Raw genomic sequence first — 17,355 nt, 5'->3', positions numbered from 1 at the left:
AATATAAAGTTTATTTTTTCCTGCTTCTAGGAGGAATTCTTCAACCTTTTGTGTAATGTAACTCTTTCATACATTTTTAAAACTAAGATTCATGGTTCAAAAAAACAATCGAGAAGAGGTAATAAAATGCGTAGGAATGATAAGGAAATCACTGAGCAGCAAGATTTAGATGCGATTATGAAGAAGGCTCAGGTATGTCGATTAGCTGTGTCTTATGAAGGAATGGCTTATATTATCCCAATGAGTTTCGGTTTGCTAATCGAGTATTATATTTTCATTCTGCGCACGAAGGTTTAAAACTATTGATCCTTCGAGAAAACGCCAAGGCCTGCTTTGAAGTTGAGATCGACACACAGGTTGTTCCTGGTGAACAAGCATGCGACTGGACGATGCGGTATCAGAGTGTTATTGGTTTCGGTGAGGTTGAATTCATCGAAGAGTTGGAGGGTAAGCGTGAAGCTATGAAGATGATTATGCAGCAATATACTAACGAGGAAAAGCCGATCGAGGATTCAGCCTTGTCGAACGTCACTCTTTTCAAGTTAAATGTTAATACAATGTCGGGCAAGAAGTCAGGTTATTAAGGTAAAAATCCAAAAATAATGAAAGAGGGGTATTTATGAAACATGGTGACTTAGAGGAACTTGAAAATGTGCTTGATGAATTGAGCAGCATGGCTGAAAAAAGTAGTTTAATCAATCCCGAGTTGTTCAGTAAATATAATGTGAAACGTGGACTTCGAGACCTAGATGGAAAGGGAGTACTTGTTGGTTTAACTGAGATTGGTGAAGTGCATTCCTATATTCTTGATGAAAACGAAATGATACCTGTTCCAGGGAGATTGATTTATAGGGGTATTGATATTCGTAATCTTGTAGACGGGTTCACTATGGACGATCGCTATGGTTTTGAAGAAACTTGCTATCTATTGCTTTTTGGGGATCTTCCGGATAGCGATCAACTCCAAGAGTTTGAACAACTGCTAGCCCTTAATCAAACGTTGCCTGAAGATTTTGTCCGGGGTATGATTATGAGTTCGCCAAGTAAGGATATCATGAATGTCTTGGCAAGAAACGTCTTGGATTTATACAGCTTTGATGATGATCCTGATAATACCTCTATTAAAAATGTATTAAAGCAATGCATTCGTCTGATTGCCTGTTTCCCATTACTTGCAGTTTATGGCTACCAGGCATTCACCCACTATCATGGCAAGCAAAGTCTATATATTCATAGTCCAAGACCGGATTTAAGTATTGCTGAAAATATTCTCCACATGCTGAGACCGGACAGTAAGTTCACAAAGCTGGAGGCAAAACTACTCGATCTGGCGCTCGTGCTTCACGCAGAACATGGTGGGGGCAACAATTCATCGTTTGTAACCCATGTTGTAACCTCTACTGGAACAGACACGTACTCGGTCATGGCCGCAGCATTAGGAGCTCTGAAAGGTCCAAAGCACGGTGGGGCGAACATTAAAGTTGTGCAGATGTTTGAAGAGATGAAACGCGATTTAAGTCATTGGGATGATAATGAAGAAATTAAGGATTATCTTGCCAAAATACTTAAGAAAGAAGCTTTTGATCGTTCAGGCTTAATTTACGGTATTGGCCATGCTGTGTACTCAGTATCTGACCCCAGGGCGGTTATTTTCAAAGAATACGTTGCTCAGCTTGCAAAGGAAAAAGGCCTAGAAGATGAATACAAGCTTTATGCAAAGGTAGAGGAACTAGCCCCAGAAATGATAGGCAAATCCAACAAGATGTACAAGATTGTCAGCGCAAATGTCGATTTTTATTCGGGATTTGTGTATAGAATGTTGGGCATTCCAGATGAAATGTTTACGCCGATCTTTGCTATTTCTAGAATAGTCGGTTGGAGTGCGCATCGTATTGAAGAAATTGTAAACGCCGGTAAAATTATTCGACCGGCCTATAAGAGTGTTGCCCAAAGACGTGATTATACGGCCATGGATGAACGATAGGTTAAATATCATTGTTAAAGTTCATGAACCTGGAAAATAAGAAACAGCAGGGCCTTTATGTCCCGCTGTTTCTTTATGTCTTCATTAATGAGAGATTATTTGTCGGAAGAAATATATTCATTAAATATATTTCTCTAATTACTAAGATGTTGTTATATCCTGTAAAAATAATGAGAGACTTTTTTTCAAGGATAATCCAGTTAGTTATAGAATAATAGAATAAATATTTTAAGTATTCACTTAGAAGTAATAGTATAAATTTTAGCACTAACTGCGATCTTATTGAAAAGAGTGGAATGAAAAATGTCTACATACGAAGTGATCAGCGAAGTGAAAAAAAAGGTTTTTTTTCTAGAAACGGCTTTAGCCGAGGCACGAGAAGATAATGAAATGTGGGATCGAATTTTCACTGAGAACTATTGGGGCATGCTTATTTCTGATGTCCTCACCGGACAATTGATAAAGGTTAACTCACGATATGCAGAGATGCTTGGATACAACGCTCACGAGTTGATAGGAAAATCAATCTATGATGTCTATGCGCCAGAGTTTCATCAAAAACTTCCAAAAATTATGCGCCATATCCACGAAAGAGGACATTATGCCTATAAGTCGGCGCAAATGAGGAAAGATGGAAGTTCTTTTCCTGTGCATATTGATAGCTATGAAGTAACTATTAAAGAACGGCGCTTAAGAGTAGTTTCTATCTGGGATATTACTGAAAGTGAACGCAAAGAAAAAGAATTAAGTCAATATAGGAAAAACCTAGAGGAATTAGTTGAACTTCGTACTAATGAATTGGTACGTATTAATAATCAGCTTCGAAGCGAGATCGCTCAGAAAGAGGCCGTTGAACATAAACTAGCGCAAACCAATCAAGAGTTGATAAATACACTTGAAAGTATTAGCGACGGTTTCCTCGCCGTAAATCGTCAAAGGGAAATAACTTATGCCAATCAGGCCTTTGTTGAAGCCCAAGGAAATAACATAGCAGGTAATATAATAGGGTCCGATTTTGAGGAGTTTTATCAAAATGGCAGTAAGCTGATTTTCGATTTTTGCCTGCAGGTGATGGAAGATGAGAAACCAGCACGATTGGAGACTTACGCACCACTCATGGGAAATTGGGTTGAAATCAGTGCTTATCCAACTGAGAGTGGGATTTCCATATTTTTTCGTAATATTGAAGAACGAAAGAAAATGGAAAAAGCTGTTGAAGAAGAGCATCAGCGTCTCTATACACTATTTAATAGTTTTCCCGGCTTAATTTATGTTCAAGAAGAAAATTACAAAATTCGCTTTGCTAACAGTCGTTTTCGAGATAAGTTTGGTTCATGGGAAGGAAAAAGATGTTATGAAGTTATAGCCGGTTTAGCAAGCCCTTGTGATGAATGCGTAACTTCAACAGTTTTTGAGAGCGTAAGATCTCTATGGATAGAGAGGCTGTTTGAAAATCGTATTTATGAGAAATTCATACAACCCTTTATTGACGCAGATGGGTCAAGGTTAATTTTCAAAGTGCTTATTGATATAACTGATCGAAAGAATGCAGATCGAGAGATGGCGCGATTAGATAGACTAAATATGGTGGGAGAAATGGCAGCGGGTATTGCCCACGAGGTGAGAAATCCGTTGACTACAGTTCATGGTTTTCTGCAATTACTCGCAGCAAAGGACAGTACCAAGGAATATCATGAATTCTACAAATTAATGATTGAAGAACTCGATAGAGCGAATTTGATCATTACTGATTTTTTAAGTCTGGCTAGTGACAAAACTTCTGACTTTGAATTAATTAATATTTCTGTAATAGTAAGGTCATTATTTCCTCTTTTATCGGCGGATGCACTAAATAAGGAAAAAGAATTATATCTTGAGCTTGAGCAGGTTCCAGACACAAAGGGGAATGAAAATGAACTTCGCCAATTACTCCTGAATTTGGCCAGAAATGGACTTGAAGCAATGCAAGGAGGCGGAAGGACTCTAACGATTCAAACTTATAAATTAGGAAACCATATAATACTTAGGGTCCGTGACCAGGGCGAGGGAATTGACCCAATGATACTGGAAAAACTGGGTACTCCGTTCTTGACCACAAAAGAGCGAGGGACGGGGTTAGGAGTGGCGATATGCCAGAGTATAGCAGCGCGCCATAATGCGGTGATTAATTACGAAACAAATCCGGGAGGAACAACAGTTACAGTCAAATTTGCTGTTAGTAATTATTAAGGATCAATTGGTTTCTGAAGTATGAGGCGGCTTGGGTAATATAATCAATGGTTGTGGTAAAAGAGAGGAAAGAAACTTTGCTAGCAAAGGTTTTTAACCTCTCTTTAATTATGGAAAGTTTTCGAATGTCAATGTTTAAAAAACTATTGACAGCAGAAGAATGCTTTAATATATTAAAGGGGGAAAGTAACCCGTTCGAGGAGGTAAAATCATGTCAAGCGATGAACGTTTACACGATCCGTTGACTGACGCTTTATGCGAAGCCGTTTTATTGCTCAAAGACAAAGATGAGTGTTATCGATTTTTTGAAGATATTGCAACAATCGCTGAAATAAAGGCTTTGGCTCAGCGGCTAGAGGTTGCTAAGATGCTACAGAGGAATGAGACTTATACAGCAATTGCGGAAGCGACAGGAGTAAGCACAGCGACGATTAGTAGGGTTAAACGTTGTTTGAATTTCGGAGCTGATGGGTATCAACTGATATTGCAACGTTTGCAAGAACATAATTAATAAGAGATTTTTTATAAGCAGATACTAAGGGATTCAGTATTTGATATGCAGCAAAGTAGAGTGTATTAAAGAAGGAGAATTATAAATGCTAAGAACAAATTTAGGACAACGCATTCCAGATGGAATGCGTGATTTACTACCAGAGGAACTAGTCGTGCAGGAGCGTTTAGAAGAAGAGATACTTGCGCTTTTTCGACAGTGGTCATATCAAAAAGTGTTAACTCCAACCCTTGAATTTACCGCATGCGTCCAACCGGATATTGAGCAAGACGACTCATTGTATAAATTCTTTGATCGTGAGGGTCGTATTCTTGCGCTGCGTCCTGAGCTAACAATGTCGATTGCCCGCCTTGTCAGCACACGCATGCGCGGAGGGGATTTTCCACTCCGTTTGTGTTACGGTGCTGATGTCTATCGAAATACCGCTGTTAGGCATAGAGAGTTCCGCCAAGTAGGTGTGGAGCTCGTCGGCTCTGACCAGGAACTAGCCGATGCAGAAGTGATCGCCCTTGCTGTTGAAGCTATTGCGGGTTTGGGTTTAAAAAACTATCAGTTCAATCTTGGGCACATGGGGATTTTTTCAGGGCTTATGTTGGAAGCGGGGGTTGATGAGGGTCTTCAATCTAAGCTGGAAGAAGCGTTGGCCCGTAAGGATATGGTAGGCGTGGAAAGGTGGGTCAGCCAAAGTGGATTACCTACGCGCGTGCAGGAGCTCTTGCTACGTTTACCACATTTTCACGGGGGAGAGGAAATTCTTGATGAAGTTCTTGACTGGAGTGAACGACCGGCGATTCAGGAAGCTGTTGAAAAGTTAAGAAAAATTTATCGGTATTTGAATTATTTCGGAGTTCAAGAAAATGTGTCCTTAGATTTAGGAATATTACGAGGTTTTTCCTATTATACTGGGGCAGTTTTTGAGGGGTATGTTCCAGGTATGGGCTTCCCAGTGGTTGAAGGTGGACGTTATGATACGCTGTACTCGGACTTTGGCGTTTCGTTACCAGCTACAGGATTCGCCATTCACCTGGGAACTTTGTTAGAACAATTTCCGCTTTCCTCCACGGAGAGTGCCGATATTTTGGTGTACGGATCTGATGCAGAGCAGGTCATTCGTCAGTGTCAAGCATTACGAGCTAAGGGAAAACGGGTAGAAATGGTACTCGGGACGATAGAGAGCGACGTTGCTCAGAAAATGGCCTTTCAAAAACATATTCCGGAAATTTTATGTGTGTGAGGGGAGGAAGTTTCTTAGCATCCTACGCCGACTGGTATACTTTAAGGATTAGCGGCTTCGGCGATACTAATCCTACGGTGCGAAAGTGTACGTTAATGGCTCTGCGCCTTCGGCGATACTCTCCACTGGAGAGTATCGTATTCGCGCACGCTACATTGCTATTCGCTTGAGGTTAAAGCTAAAAAGCAAAACCCATGGGTTGTTCTGGTCGAATGCTATGCCATCCTTGGCGCATTCGACACTAGGAACATCCCTGTTCCGTCGCATGTGCGCCGCTCCTTGCCATCCTGCAAGAAGGCTAATACGTGCGAAGACAGTGTCTTCGGGCACCGCGGCATCAGTCCATCACGGCATCTAGCCATCCATGGCGATGCTCTAACCTCGAACGTCCTGTTCGAGTCATGGACGAGTCCCATTGCGTTTCTTAACGCTTTATCCTCTGCGCTCATTGACGCAATTCTGTAAAGCGCTCACTAAGCTAAGAAACTTCCTCTGAGCTTGGGTCCGACGGGAGCTGAGTTAGATTTGGGGATTGTGACACTGTTTGCGTTTATATGATGCAAATAACGCTCGACGTGCTTTCTAAGTATAGAGATTCCCTTCGGTCTGGGTGCATGCAAGCGGGGACGGTTCTTGTTTGCATGGTTGCATCATGTAGAGTAGTTTGCGTTTTGACGCAAATATGCCGATTTGCTTGTTCTCTAAGCATACATGTATTGCTGTACGTGTAAGGAAATTTTCTAGGCATGTATCCCGCTTTAGATGCTTATACTTTTAGGCAAAGGACTATAATAAGATAATGCTACTATATAGAGGAAAGGAGTGTTAACATGAAAATTGCAGTCCTTACTGGTGGAGGAGATTGTCCGGGGCTTAATGCCGTGATTCGGGCTGTTGCTAAAAGCGCGCACCAAAATGGGATTGAAGTGCTTGGTATTAAAGATGGCTTTCGAGGAGCGGTAGAAGGCGATTTTATGCCCCTTTCGATAAGTGATGTCTCGGGTATTTTGCCGCGGGGCGGCACGATTCTTGGAACAACGAATCGAGACAATCCCTTTGCCTATGAAACGAAACTAAATGGAGTTACTAAGACAATGGACCGATCGGACGATGTCCTGCGAAATTTAAAAGAACATGGAGTAGATGTTTTAGTAGCGATTGGTGGAGACGGAAGTTTAAATATTGCGCTTAAATTTGCGAATAAAGGTCTTTCTGTTATCGGAATTCCTAAAACGATTGATAATGATTTAATGGCTACTGATCAGACGTTTGGTTTTCAAACGGCTGTGGAAACAGCGCAAGAGGCACTTGACCGTCTGCATACCACAGCGGAATCTCATCACCGAGTCATGGTTCTTGAACTGATGGGGCGCTATGCCGGATGGATTGCTTTGTATGCGGGTGTTGCTGGAGGTGCAGATGCCATCCTGATTCCGGAAATACCGTATAATTTAAATCGAGTAGCTCAATCCATCCAGCGACGAGCAAAACAAGGGAAGAAGTTTAGCATTATTGTTGTAGCAGAAGGTGCTAAACCTATGGGTGGAGAAATGGTGGTGGAACGCATGGTTGCGGGGCGATTTGACCCGATCAAATTGGGAGGCATTGGTGCTAAAATAGGCAATGATCTCGAAGAACTGTTTGGAATGGAAACAAGAGTGACGGTGCTTGGACATCTTCAGCGAGGAGGTTCTCCCAATTCGTATGATCGAGTGCTTTCTTCCCGCTATGGCGTTGCAGCAGTTGATGCCGTATTAGAAAAGGAGTTTGGTATTATGGTCGCCCTTCAGGGCAGAGATATTGTACGTGTTCCCCTCCATCAAGCGGTCGATAAGCTTAAGCTTGTGCCATTAATTGACCCTTTGCTGTTAACGGCACGTTCTCTTGGAATTGAGCTAGGAGATTAACCATTTGATAAGGAGAATGATTAATGAGTGATAAATTATCCCTAGCAGAATTCGAAAGTTTCTTAGATGAGACCTGCGATACTTTACGTGGTGATAGGGATGCCACTGAATTCAAAGAATATGTCATTGCAATACTTTTTTTAAAGCGCTTAAATGATAGATTTAATTTAGAGCGAGAGGTTAGGCGAAATAAGCTCATAGCTAAGGGTTTATCTCCAAGTCAAATAGAAGAAGATTTAGAAAGAAGAGAGGTCTATCGCCTATTTGTGCCTAAAATCGCCCGTTGGGAAAAATTAAAACTGGAAAAAGAAGATTTGAACTCATATCTAATGAAGGTTTTTGCGGAGACTGACGAAAAGAATAGGGGTTGCCTGGGTGCATTAAACGATATAGACTTTAATAAGACCTCTGCAAACGGAGAAAATTTTATTACTAATAGTGATTTAGTTGAGTTGATAAAAAAATTTGATAAAATGAAGTTAACGGATGAGGACTTAGATTTCTAATTTGCTTGATTCTGCATAGGACTTCACTACTAAGAGACAAGCCTATCAATAAGGCTTGTCTTTTCTTTAGTACGAAAAAATGAACTATTTCTATTTAAGGATTGTGCTTGGATTTGAGATGGGAGATTGATCAAAATTGAGTAATAATATTAAGGAGAAAATCTATGATCGCAATGAACTACTTCACGCACTTTCTTTGGCTCTCGACCTGGCAGAGGGCCAGCCGTTTCATCATGCTACACGAACAGCGTATACTGCTTTGCAGATAGCGAGAACCCTAGAGCTTTCAGAAGAACTGGTTGAGAATATCTATATTGCTGCCTTTCTGCATGATATTGGCGCGACCGAATCATTGCGGAATGTAACTCCGAAGGATAGCAATGTTTGGAAACACTCTGAGATTGGCCGAGAACTGATGAGATTAATGCCCTTTTCAATGCAAGCAGCAGAATTTGTTCTGTGGCATCATGGGTCGTGGGAAGGACAGAGTGAGGCTTGTAAGGGAGAGGTGCCGTTAGGTGCGCAAATTTTGCAGCTTGCCGATCAGCTGGAAACTCGTCATGATCGTCGCCAATATTATTATGATCAACGTTTAGAGATATGGGATTGGGTGCGAAAGCGACAAAACCATTGTTTTTCTCCTGTAGTGGTCGAAGGGTTTCTCGAGGCTAGTGCCAAAGAAAGATTTTGGCTTGACCTTACCAACCCCAATCTAAAAGGCATACTAACAGAGATCCAACCGAATCTTACCGCTCAGATTAATCAACAAGAAGTGGAGCAAATTGCCAACGTTTTTGCGGCAATTATTGATAGCAAAAGTTCTTATACATATTGTCATTCCAGAGGGGTTGCGGAGATTATGGAACGTTTAGCCCCTCTATTTTTAGATTCAAGGGAAGATGTTTTTCAGCTTAAGATCGCTGCGCTACTTCATGATTTAGGTAAATTGGCGGTTCCTGGAGAAGTGCTCGACAAACCTGGACGGCTTACACCTCAAGAGTTTGAAAAAATTAAAGCCCATCCATATTATACAAAAATGATTTTAGGGCGCGTACGGGGGTTTGAAGTCATTAAAGAGTGGGCTGGAAACCATCATGAAAATATCGCCGGAGGTGGCTATCCCGAACGCAAAGCGGATTTATCGGTACCTGAACGCCTAATGGCCGTAGCTGATGTATATCAAGCTTTAACAGAGGAACGACCTTATCGTGGTTCGATGAGTTCAAAAGAAGCTATTCGGATAATGCAGGGAATGGTCCGAGAGTTAAAACTATGTCCTGCTGGTGTGGCGTTGATTCAACAAGTAATATAAAAAATCCTGTAAAAAATTAAGTCGGGCATCGTATCCTTTATTTTCATATGGGGGTTGCCAGAGTAAAGGGGCATTGTTATAATATTAATAGATTAATACTTTAACAAGATAAAGCGATAAATAGTTGATGGTTAAGGATTAATAGTTAATGATCAATTGACTCGAGGGTGAAACATCTCTTGATTAAGATTAAACGGGTTAAGTGGAAGGGGATGCCTAGTGGAGAAAGATTTTTTGACGATTGCGTTGCCTAAAGGGAAGTTGCTTATTGACTCCATCCAAATATTAAGTCGCATAGGGATTGAATGCAGCCATGTTAATGAAGATTCCCGCAAGCTGTTTTATGATCTTCCCGATAGTAAGGTTAAAATCATTATTTGCCGCGCCACTGATATTCCAACGTTTGTTGAATATGGGGCCGCAGATCTGGGCTTTGTTGGAAAGGACACTTTGTTGGAGGAGAATAAAGATGTAGCTGAGTTACTGGACCTTAAATTCGGATATTGCCGGTTTGTGGTTGCGATGCCGGAGGCTAGCGTCCCACCCAAACTTTCGAATGGAGAGTATGATTTAAGTGGGCTTAATCATCAACGAGTGGCCACGAAGTTCCCTAGGGTTGCAGAAACTTTTTTTAGTGGGTTGGGCATGCAGGTTAGCCCCATTAAATTGCATGGAAATATTGAGCTTGCGCCATGCGTTGACCTAGCAGAAATGATTGTAGATATTGTTTCAACTGGAAAAACGCTTAAGGAAAACCATCTGGTCGAAATCGCGCCGATTCTGGAAGCGACTTCTCGTTTGATCGCAAACCGTGTGTCCTATCGCCTGAAATACGAGCGAATTCGAAACCTAGTAGAGCGGTTACGTGAAGATGTACAAGCGGACATATTGGTCAGAAATTAGATAGAGATTATTAACAGATCTATAGAGTAAGATGAACAGAATGAGGTGCGAAATTAATGAAGGTTGAGAATCTGAATGACATCGATTTAAGCCGTCTCACCCGTAAATCATATGGAGACGATGAAACACTGGAACGGCGTGTTGCAGCGATCCTCAAGCAAGTCCGTGAGCTTGGGGAAGAGGCTATCTATCAATTGACTGAGGAATTTGATCACGTCAACCTGCGACAAAGCGGCTTGAGAGTATCTGATGAGGAGATTCAAGTGGCCTACCACGCAGTAGGCGAGGAGTATCTCCAAGCTTTGCGTACTGCTAAAGAAAATATCTTGCGGTATCATGAAAAGCAGAAACGAATCTCATGGCTGGAACCAGACCCTGACGGGAGTATTCTTGGACAACTTCTGCTTCCACTCAAACGCGTGGGTATTTATGTTCCAGGGGGCACGGCTTCTTATCCATCTTCAGTCTTGATGAACGCTTTGCCTGCAGTTGTCGCTGGAGTTCAAGAAATTGTGATGGTAAGTCCACCCAGAGCGGACGGTACGCTTCTGCCTGAAGTTTTGGTAGCTGCTGCCGAAGCTGGGGTGACCGAAGTTTACAAAGTGGGAGGGGCTCAAGGAATTGCCGCGTTAGCCTATGGGACTGAGACTATCTCTCACGTGGATAAAATAACCGGACCAGGGAACATTTACGTGACCTTGGCTAAAAAGCAAGTTTTTGGAACGGTCGATATTGATATGTTAGCCGGACCAAGTGAGATTCTAATCTTAGTTGACGAGAGTGGACGACCGGAAGAATTAGCTGCGGATTTACTTTCCCAGGCTGAACATGATCGTTTAGCTTCGGCAATTTTAGTTTCGCCCTCTCGCCGACTCTTAGAAGAGACTATAGCAGAGGTGGAGCGGCAGCTTGAAGACTTACCCCGCGCAGAAATTGCCCGAGCGTCCTGGGAAACCTATGGGGCTGCGATTTGTGTGTCCGATCTCCAAGAGGGAATGGATTTGGCTAACAAAATTGCTCCGGAACATTTTGAATTGGTGGTGGAGGATCAGTATTCCTGGTTAGGACAAGTGCGGAATGTCGGTGCTGTTTTTCTAGGACGTTATTCGCCAGAACCAGTTGGGGATTATTTTGCAGGACCGAATCATGTCTTGCCGACTGGAGGGACGGCGAGGTTTTATTCTCCTCTCAATGTCGATACGTTTATGAAAAAGGTCAGTGTGATCGGGTATTCGGAAACAGCCCTTAAGCGTGATGCTAAGCAAATCGCCTTACTCGCCCGCAGCGAAGGGTTGGAAGCACATGCCCGTGCAGTAGAGGTTCGATTTAAATCATAGTCGCGGAAGGAGAGAAAGAGATGGAAACTAGGTTATGTAACCCCACGAGTTTCGTTCGGCCTGAAGTTCGTCAGCTCGTTCCTTATGAAGTGAAACATATGCCTGAGTGTGTTAAACTCGATGCCAATGAAAACCCCTTTCCTTGGCCAGTGGGAATGCGTGAGGATTTGTTTTCAGAAAAACTAATGTTTAATCGTTATCCAGATGGAATGGGCCAAGACCTTAAAAATGCCATAGCAAAGTATACGAAAATTCCACCAGCGGGAATTCTTGTTGGCAATGGATCGGACGAACTGATCCAACTCATCTTACTCACCTTTGGCGGTTTAGGAAAATCGATGATTATTCACCCTCCGACGTTTGGCATGTACCAGATTTCCGCTCATCTAACAGATACCACAGTTGTGGAAGTTCCCTTGTTGAATGGCCTGGATCTGAACACGAAGCAGATGTTAACGGCAGCCCTTTCCCCAGATGCTCACGTGGTTATTATTTGTAATCCCAATAATCCTACTGGTACGCTGTTCCCCAGAGAAGAGATTCTTCGACTTGTGCGGGAAAGTGGTAAAATCGTAGTTGTAGATGAGGCGTATGCCGAGTTTTCCGAGGAAACCCTGATTCCTGAGATTGAAAATTACTCCAACTTGGTTATTCTGCGGACGTTCTCCAAATCGTTTGGAATGGCTGGCCTCCGCTTGGGGTATTTGCTTGGACAACCAGAGACTATTGCCCTGATCAATCGAGTGCGACCGCCATTTAATGTCAATTCATTTAGTCAAAAAGCAGGGATTTTGGCCTTAGGTTATTTAAGTGAGTATCAAGTGCAAATTCAGAGTATTAAGGCAGAGACGCAAAAACTCTACGAGGGCTTAACTCAGGTTGCGGATGTTGTGGCTTATCCTACGAAGGCGAACTTTATCCTCTTTAAACCGGGTGATCCCGACAGTTGGGCGGCGGAGTTGTTAAAGAGAGGGTTCTTGGTCCGTAACATGGGCGTGCTCCCCACAATTGGGAAGTGCTTGCGTATCAGTGCCGGATTGCCGGAGGAAAATGACAGGTTTCTACGAGCAATTAGGGAGATTAGCATGAGCGTTACAGGCGTTTAATCTCAGTTGGTCTTTCAAGGTTAAAAATTATTCTTGGTACTATCGTTTCGAGAGGAGACCAGCATGAGAGAAGCTTATATTGAACGTAAAACAAAGGAAACAGAGATCCGTGTTCGTTTAAATCTTGACGGTACCGGTGAAGCTCAAGTCCAAACAGGGATAGGTTTTTTTGATCATATGCTGACTGCCTTTGCTCGCTTTGCCTATCTAGATCTTATCCTTGAGTCCAGTGGCGATTTAGAGGTGGATGCTCACCATACGATCGAGGATTGTGGTATCGTTTTGGGGCAAGCTCTGCGGGAGGCCTGTGGTGATAAAGCAGGGATCGAACGGATTGGTGAGGCCCTTCTTCCCATGGACGAGGCTCTTGTACAAGTAGCTTTGGATATTTCCAATCGCCCGTACCTAGTTTGGGATGTCCAGTGTCCAGACGGTATGGTTGGCGAGTTTCCGGTTGAGATGGCGGAAGAGTTTTTCCGGGCTCTGGCCGTGCAGAGCGGACTCACTCTGCATATTAGGTTATTTTCCGGAAAAAATCGTCATCATATTTTGGAAGCTGCTTTTAAAGGAGTTGGGAGAGCCCTTGGTCTGGCCTTACGCCTGAATACTCGGTATAGTGGTATCCTTTCGACCAAAGGGGTTTTATAAATAATCGAGTTCCAGGAGGAATGAAAGTGATTGGCATTGTAGATTATGGACGAGGAAACTTAAGAAGTGTCGAGAAGGCTTTGGAAAAGGTCGGGTTTGAGGCTTTGATTATAACGTCCCCAGAAGAACTGGATAAAGTAAATGGATTAATACTTCCAGGAGTTGGGGCCTTTGCCGATGCGATGACGGCGTTAAATAGTGGCGAGTGGATTGAGCCTATTATCCAGTTTGCACGCTCTGGACGCCCTTTTCTAGGAATTTGTTTAGGGATGCAGGTTCTCTTTGAGGTTGGAGAAGAACACGGCGAGCACGCTGGATTAGGACTCTTAGCAGGTCGAGTTGTTAAATTTCCGCCTGGCGGCAAAGTTCCACATATGGGTTGGAATAGTTTGAAGTTGGAACAACCTTCCCGTTTATTAGAAGGGATTCCGAATGAATCCTATTTCTATTTTGTACATTCGTATTATGCAGAGCCGAGTGAGAAGAAGGATATTATTGCGACTAGTGACTATGGGGTGGTATTTCCGGCAGTCGTAGGCAAGGACAATGTCTGGGGAGCACAATTTCACCCGGAAAAATCTAGTCCTTGGGGACTTCAACTGCTGACGAACTTTGGAAAGTGGGTGAATGACGATGCTACTCTTTCCAGCCATTGATCTGAAAGAGGGGAAAGCGGTGCGCCTTTTACAGGGACGGATGGAGGATTCCACAGTTTACGCTGACAACCCTGTTGAAGTAGCGAAGGATTTTGAGAGTCAAGGTGCAGAGTTTTTACATGTCGTTGATCTGAACGGCGCCTTTACCGGAGAACCGGTGAATGATGAGACGATACGTAAGATTGTAGGGAGCGTCTCGCTGAAAGTTCAAGTGGGCGGTGGAATCCGTTCTATGGAGCGGATCACGGAACTGTTAGAGTTAGGAGTCGAAAGGGTTATTCTAGGGACGATTGCTGTTAAAAACCCGGGATTGGTCGCTGAAGCTGCGCGCAAGTACGGGAGACGAGTTATCGTTGGTATTGATGCCAAGGATGGTTTGGTTGCAGTCCAAGGTTGGGCAGAAACAACAGAAATGCTGGCTATCGATTTAGGTAAAGCCATGAAAACCGTAGGGATCGAAAGCGTAGTGTTTACAGATATCTCACGCGATGGAATGCTCCAAGGCCCTAATATCAAAAGTACCGTCCAAATGGCTCAGGAAGCTGGCCTATCAGTTATTGCCTCAGGTGGAATTTCTACCTTAACCGACCTGAGAAACTTGCAGATGGAGTCGTTACAAGGGGTCTCCATAGAAGGAGCTATTACAGGAAAAGCTCTCTATAGCGGGGCATTTACCCTGAAGGAAGCCTTGGCGGCCGCTCGTTCAGAGGGGATTGACGAGAAAAATAATAGGAACGGAGGGGAATGATATGTTAAGTAAGAGGATCATTCCCTGTTTAGACGTCCATGATGGGCGCGTGGTCAAAGGAACCAACTTTGTGCAGTTGCGTGATGCGGGCGATCCGGTGGAACTTGCTGCGCTCTATGACAGAGAAGGCGCCGATGAGTTAATCTTCCTGGATATAACCGCTTCATCGGATAAACGAGAAACTATGGTAGACGTGGTGCGTCGTACTGCTGAACAAGTCTTCATTCCCTTCACGATAGGGGGCGGATTACGGACCATTGAGGATATCCGTCGGATGCTTCGGGCTGGTGCAGACAAAATCGCTCTTAACACCTCTGCCGTACAGAATCCACAGTTAATTCAAGAAGGGGCTCATGCCTTTGGAAGCCAGTGTATCGTGGTAGCCATTGATGCTCGGAGTACGGCTCCGGGGAAATGGGAAGTGTATATTCACGGGGGTAGGACGGCGACCGGCAAGGATGTCTTGGAATGGGCTGAGGAAGCTGAATCTCTTGGTGCAGGTGAGATCCTCTTAACCTCCATGGACCGAGATGGAACCAAGGCTGGTTATGAGTTAGAATTGACGAGGGCCGTGAGTCGGGCGGTCTCCCTACCTGTCATTGCCAGCGGTGGAGTAGGAACTCTACAACATTTAGCGGAAGGGTTAACTCTTGGAGAAGCGGACGCTGTCTTAGCCGCTTCCATCTTTCATTACAAGGAGTACAGCATAGAGGAAGCCAAACGTTACTTGGCAGAACAGGGGATTTTAGTTAGAGGACTTGTGTGACACCGCGCTCGGTCTTACGACGCAGAGCAAACTAACCGTTCAAGCTCCTTCTTTGGGGAGCGGGGTTCATCCTACGCCGGAAAGTATTCCTTTCGGGATCGCGGCTTCGGCGATACTCTCCACTGGAGACTATCGTGCCAAAAGCGCCATCCGACGACCATGGATGGTCTAGTGTCACCGGAGCCAAGGATGGCGGGAGGGGACCTTGGCGCATTGGCGGCAGCGCACATCCGCTGGCCATGGATGGCCGAGTGTCCCTGAAGCCAAGGATGGCGAGAAGGGACCTTGTGCGTTGCCCCGTATCTGGGGTCGGTCGCTTGAACGGAAGTTTGCTGATGCTGCTTACGTAAAGACCTCGCACTTGTGTCACACTGCGTCCTGGGCTGGGGGAGACGGCACGTTTCATGTGCACCGTCTGGCTCTGCTAGAGGGATTTGCGTGCAAGAAAGGTGCATGAAAGAACCGTCCCTACTTGCACACTACTTGCACAACTAAGACTACACGAACTACGATATGGAAGGTAGAGATAAAATGGATGCAAATCAAATAGAAACTTTAGATTTAGCAGGGATTCGCTGGGATTCTCAGGGGCTTGTTCCTGCGATTGTTCAGGATGTGGAGACTAAAGATGTTCTGATGCTTGCGTATATGAATGAAGAGTCTTTACGCCGAACGCTTCGGGAACGTAAGGCTTGTTATTATAGCCGGAGTCGCCAATCTCTGTGGTTGAAAGGGGAAACTTCTGGTCATTTTCAAGAGATTATTGATATTAAGTTTGACTGTGATCAAGATGCATTGCTTTTGACTGTAAAACAAATTGGGATGGCTTGCCATGAGAACCACTTTTCGTGTTTCCACTATGATTTGACACGTGATGGATTTAAGGTCACTGGAGAAGCTGAAGTAAGGTCCGAGCCACCACTTGGGAGAACCTTAGAGCTGTTGACTGATGTGATTCATTCTCGAAACCAGGAGCGGCCGGAAGGGGCTTATACGACCTATCTGTTCGAAAAAGGCATTGATAAGATTCTGAAAAAGGTCGGGGAAGAAAGCGCTGAGGTTATTATTGCTGCTAAGAATGCTGATCCAGAGGAGATCAAATGTGAAGTGGCCGATTTGTTCTATCATGTGCTCGTGATGCTGGAAGAGCGCGGGGTTGGTGTTGGTGAGATTGCTAAGGAACTCCTGGCTAGGCGGAAGTGAAGGAGTTTAGATAATAAAAATCGAGAAAACAAGGCTGGAAGTACTAGTGCTTCCAGCCTTGTTTCTATGTCACCAATCTAGGTTGACATTCAAGAATTTATCATAGAATAAATTGAGTGTGGTCATATTGGTTTAATATATACATATTTCTAATCTTCGTCTATAGTGAAAGTTGAGATGCAATAGACTTTACAATAACAAGCTTATGCTTCAAATTGCTTGCTTATATACCCATCTGAACAGTGTATTTTAAGGAGTGTAAAACTTTGAGTAGCTATATTATAAAGGGGGGTATCTGGTTTCTG

At 43.7% G+C, this 17,355-nt stretch carries 19 protein-coding genes and 1 pseudogene; 19 read left to right on the top strand and 1 reads right to left on the bottom strand.

The window, feature by feature from the left end; genetic code table 11:
* The first annotated feature begins 126 nt into the window (after positions 1-126).
* The 6 genes and pseudogenes from DOT_RS32135 to hisZ all read left to right on the top strand — a co-directional run bounded on the left by DOT_RS32135 (position 127) and on the right by hisZ (position 5,958).
* Positions 127-297: a hypothetical protein gene (locus DOT_RS32135; protein WP_009624053.1), complete on the top strand. Its 171-nt coding sequence runs from the start codon at positions 127-129 to the stop codon at positions 295-297.
* A pseudogene (locus DOT_RS32130) lies at positions 297-584 on the top strand (pyridoxamine 5'-phosphate oxidase family protein); the annotation flags it as partial. The gene DOT_RS32135 and the pseudogene DOT_RS32130, both read left to right, overlap by 1 nt.
* Positions 585-619: 35 nt before the next feature.
* Positions 620-1,984, top strand: a complete 1,365-nt coding sequence (locus tag DOT_RS23545) for a citrate/2-methylcitrate synthase (protein ID WP_009624050.1) — start codon at positions 620-622, stop codon at positions 1,982-1,984.
* Between the two features lie 303 nt (positions 1,985-2,287).
* Entirely contained in the window at positions 2,288-4,213 is a 1,926-nt protein-coding gene (locus DOT_RS23540) for a PAS domain S-box protein (RefSeq protein WP_009624049.1), read from the top strand.
* 211 nt (positions 4,214-4,424) lie between these two features.
* The gene (locus DOT_RS23535) at positions 4,425-4,724 is read left to right on the top strand and encodes a YerC/YecD family TrpR-related protein (protein WP_009624047.1); all 300 of its coding nucleotides are present in this window, start codon (positions 4,425-4,427) and stop codon (positions 4,722-4,724) included.
* Between the two features lie 85 nt (positions 4,725-4,809).
* Entirely contained in the window at positions 4,810-5,958 is a 1,149-nt protein-coding gene (hisZ, locus tag DOT_RS23530) for an ATP phosphoribosyltransferase regulatory subunit (RefSeq protein WP_009624046.1), read from the top strand.
* A 150-nt stretch (positions 5,959-6,108) separates the two neighbouring features.
* On the opposite strand, the gene DOT_RS31500 is transcribed toward hisZ, so the two are convergent.
* Complete coding sequence (locus DOT_RS31500) at positions 6,109-6,288, bottom strand: hypothetical protein (protein ID WP_207637067.1); 180 nt, start codon at positions 6,286-6,288, stop codon at positions 6,109-6,111.
* 500 nt (positions 6,289-6,788) lie between these two features.
* Here DOT_RS31500 and DOT_RS23525 point away from each other — a divergent pair, with 500 nt between their 5' ends.
* The 13 genes from DOT_RS23525 (at position 6,789) to hisIE (ending at position 17,050) form a co-directional block, all read left to right on the top strand.
* Positions 6,789-7,865: a 6-phosphofructokinase gene (locus DOT_RS23525; RefSeq protein ID WP_009624045.1), complete on the top strand. Its 1,077-nt coding sequence runs from the start codon at positions 6,789-6,791 to the stop codon at positions 7,863-7,865.
* 23 nt (positions 7,866-7,888) lie between these two features.
* The gene (locus DOT_RS23520; RefSeq protein WP_009624044.1) at positions 7,889-8,371 is read left to right on the top strand and encodes a type I restriction-modification system subunit M N-terminal domain-containing protein; all 483 of its coding nucleotides are present in this window, start codon (positions 7,889-7,891) and stop codon (positions 8,369-8,371) included.
* A gap of 136 nt (positions 8,372-8,507) precedes the next feature.
* Positions 8,508-9,683: an HD domain-containing phosphohydrolase gene (locus DOT_RS23515; protein WP_009624043.1), complete on the top strand. Its 1,176-nt coding sequence runs from the start codon at positions 8,508-8,510 to the stop codon at positions 9,681-9,683.
* Positions 9,684-9,902: 219 nt separating this feature from the next.
* Positions 9,903-10,586, top strand: coding sequence for an ATP phosphoribosyltransferase (gene hisG / locus DOT_RS23510; protein WP_009624042.1), 684 nt, complete (start codon positions 9,903-9,905; stop codon positions 10,584-10,586).
* Positions 10,587-10,642: 56 nt separating this feature from the next.
* Positions 10,643-11,923 carry a histidinol dehydrogenase gene (hisD, locus tag DOT_RS23505; RefSeq protein WP_009624041.1) on the top strand — a complete coding sequence of 427 codons (1,281 nt, stop codon included), beginning with the start codon at positions 10,643-10,645 and terminating at the stop codon, positions 11,921-11,923.
* Positions 11,924-11,943: 20 nt separating this feature from the next.
* On the top strand, positions 11,944-13,029 hold the full coding sequence (gene hisC / locus DOT_RS23500) for a histidinol-phosphate transaminase (protein ID WP_009624040.1): 1,086 nt from the start codon (positions 11,944-11,946) through the stop codon (positions 13,027-13,029).
* 63 nt (positions 13,030-13,092) lie between these two features.
* The gene (gene hisB, locus DOT_RS23495) at positions 13,093-13,677 is read left to right on the top strand and encodes an imidazoleglycerol-phosphate dehydratase HisB (RefSeq protein ID WP_009624039.1); all 585 of its coding nucleotides are present in this window, start codon (positions 13,093-13,095) and stop codon (positions 13,675-13,677) included.
* A 26-nt stretch (positions 13,678-13,703) separates the two neighbouring features.
* Positions 13,704-14,333: an imidazole glycerol phosphate synthase subunit HisH gene (gene hisH / locus DOT_RS23490; RefSeq protein ID WP_009624038.1), complete on the top strand. Its 630-nt coding sequence runs from the start codon at positions 13,704-13,706 to the stop codon at positions 14,331-14,333.
* Complete coding sequence (hisA, locus tag DOT_RS23485; protein WP_009624037.1) at positions 14,311-15,081, top strand: 1-(5-phosphoribosyl)-5-[(5-phosphoribosylamino)methylideneamino]imidazole-4-carboxamide isomerase; 771 nt, start codon at positions 14,311-14,313, stop codon at positions 15,079-15,081. Before hisH ends, hisA begins: the two co-directional genes overlap by 23 nt.
* A gap of 1 nt (position 15,082) precedes the next feature.
* A complete protein-coding gene (hisF, locus tag DOT_RS23480) occupies positions 15,083-15,847 on the top strand; it encodes an imidazole glycerol phosphate synthase subunit HisF (protein WP_009624036.1) in 765 nt (254 codons plus the stop codon).
* Positions 15,840-16,019 (top strand): hypothetical protein, encoded by a 180-nt coding sequence (locus tag DOT_RS29995; protein ID WP_139024289.1) that lies wholly within the window; start codon positions 15,840-15,842, stop codon positions 16,017-16,019. The genes hisF and DOT_RS29995 overlap by 8 nt, the downstream gene beginning before the upstream one ends.
* A complete protein-coding gene (locus DOT_RS30800; protein ID WP_157998515.1) occupies positions 15,982-16,197 on the top strand; it encodes a hypothetical protein in 216 nt (71 codons plus the stop codon). Before DOT_RS29995 ends, DOT_RS30800 begins: the two co-directional genes overlap by 38 nt.
* A gap of 181 nt (positions 16,198-16,378) precedes the next feature.
* Positions 16,379-17,050: a bifunctional phosphoribosyl-AMP cyclohydrolase/phosphoribosyl-ATP diphosphatase HisIE gene (gene hisIE, locus DOT_RS23470; RefSeq protein WP_009624034.1), complete on the top strand. Its 672-nt coding sequence runs from the start codon at positions 16,379-16,381 to the stop codon at positions 17,048-17,050.
* Positions 17,051-17,355: the final 305 nt, after the last annotated feature.

Source organism: Desulfosporosinus sp. OT, from assembly GCF_000224515.1.
Taxonomy (GTDB): Bacteria; Bacillota; Desulfitobacteriia; order Desulfitobacteriales; family Desulfitobacteriaceae; genus Desulfosporosinus.
Note: the sequence above shows the minus strand (reverse complement) of the source record. Positions and strands in the feature narration are given on the sequence as shown.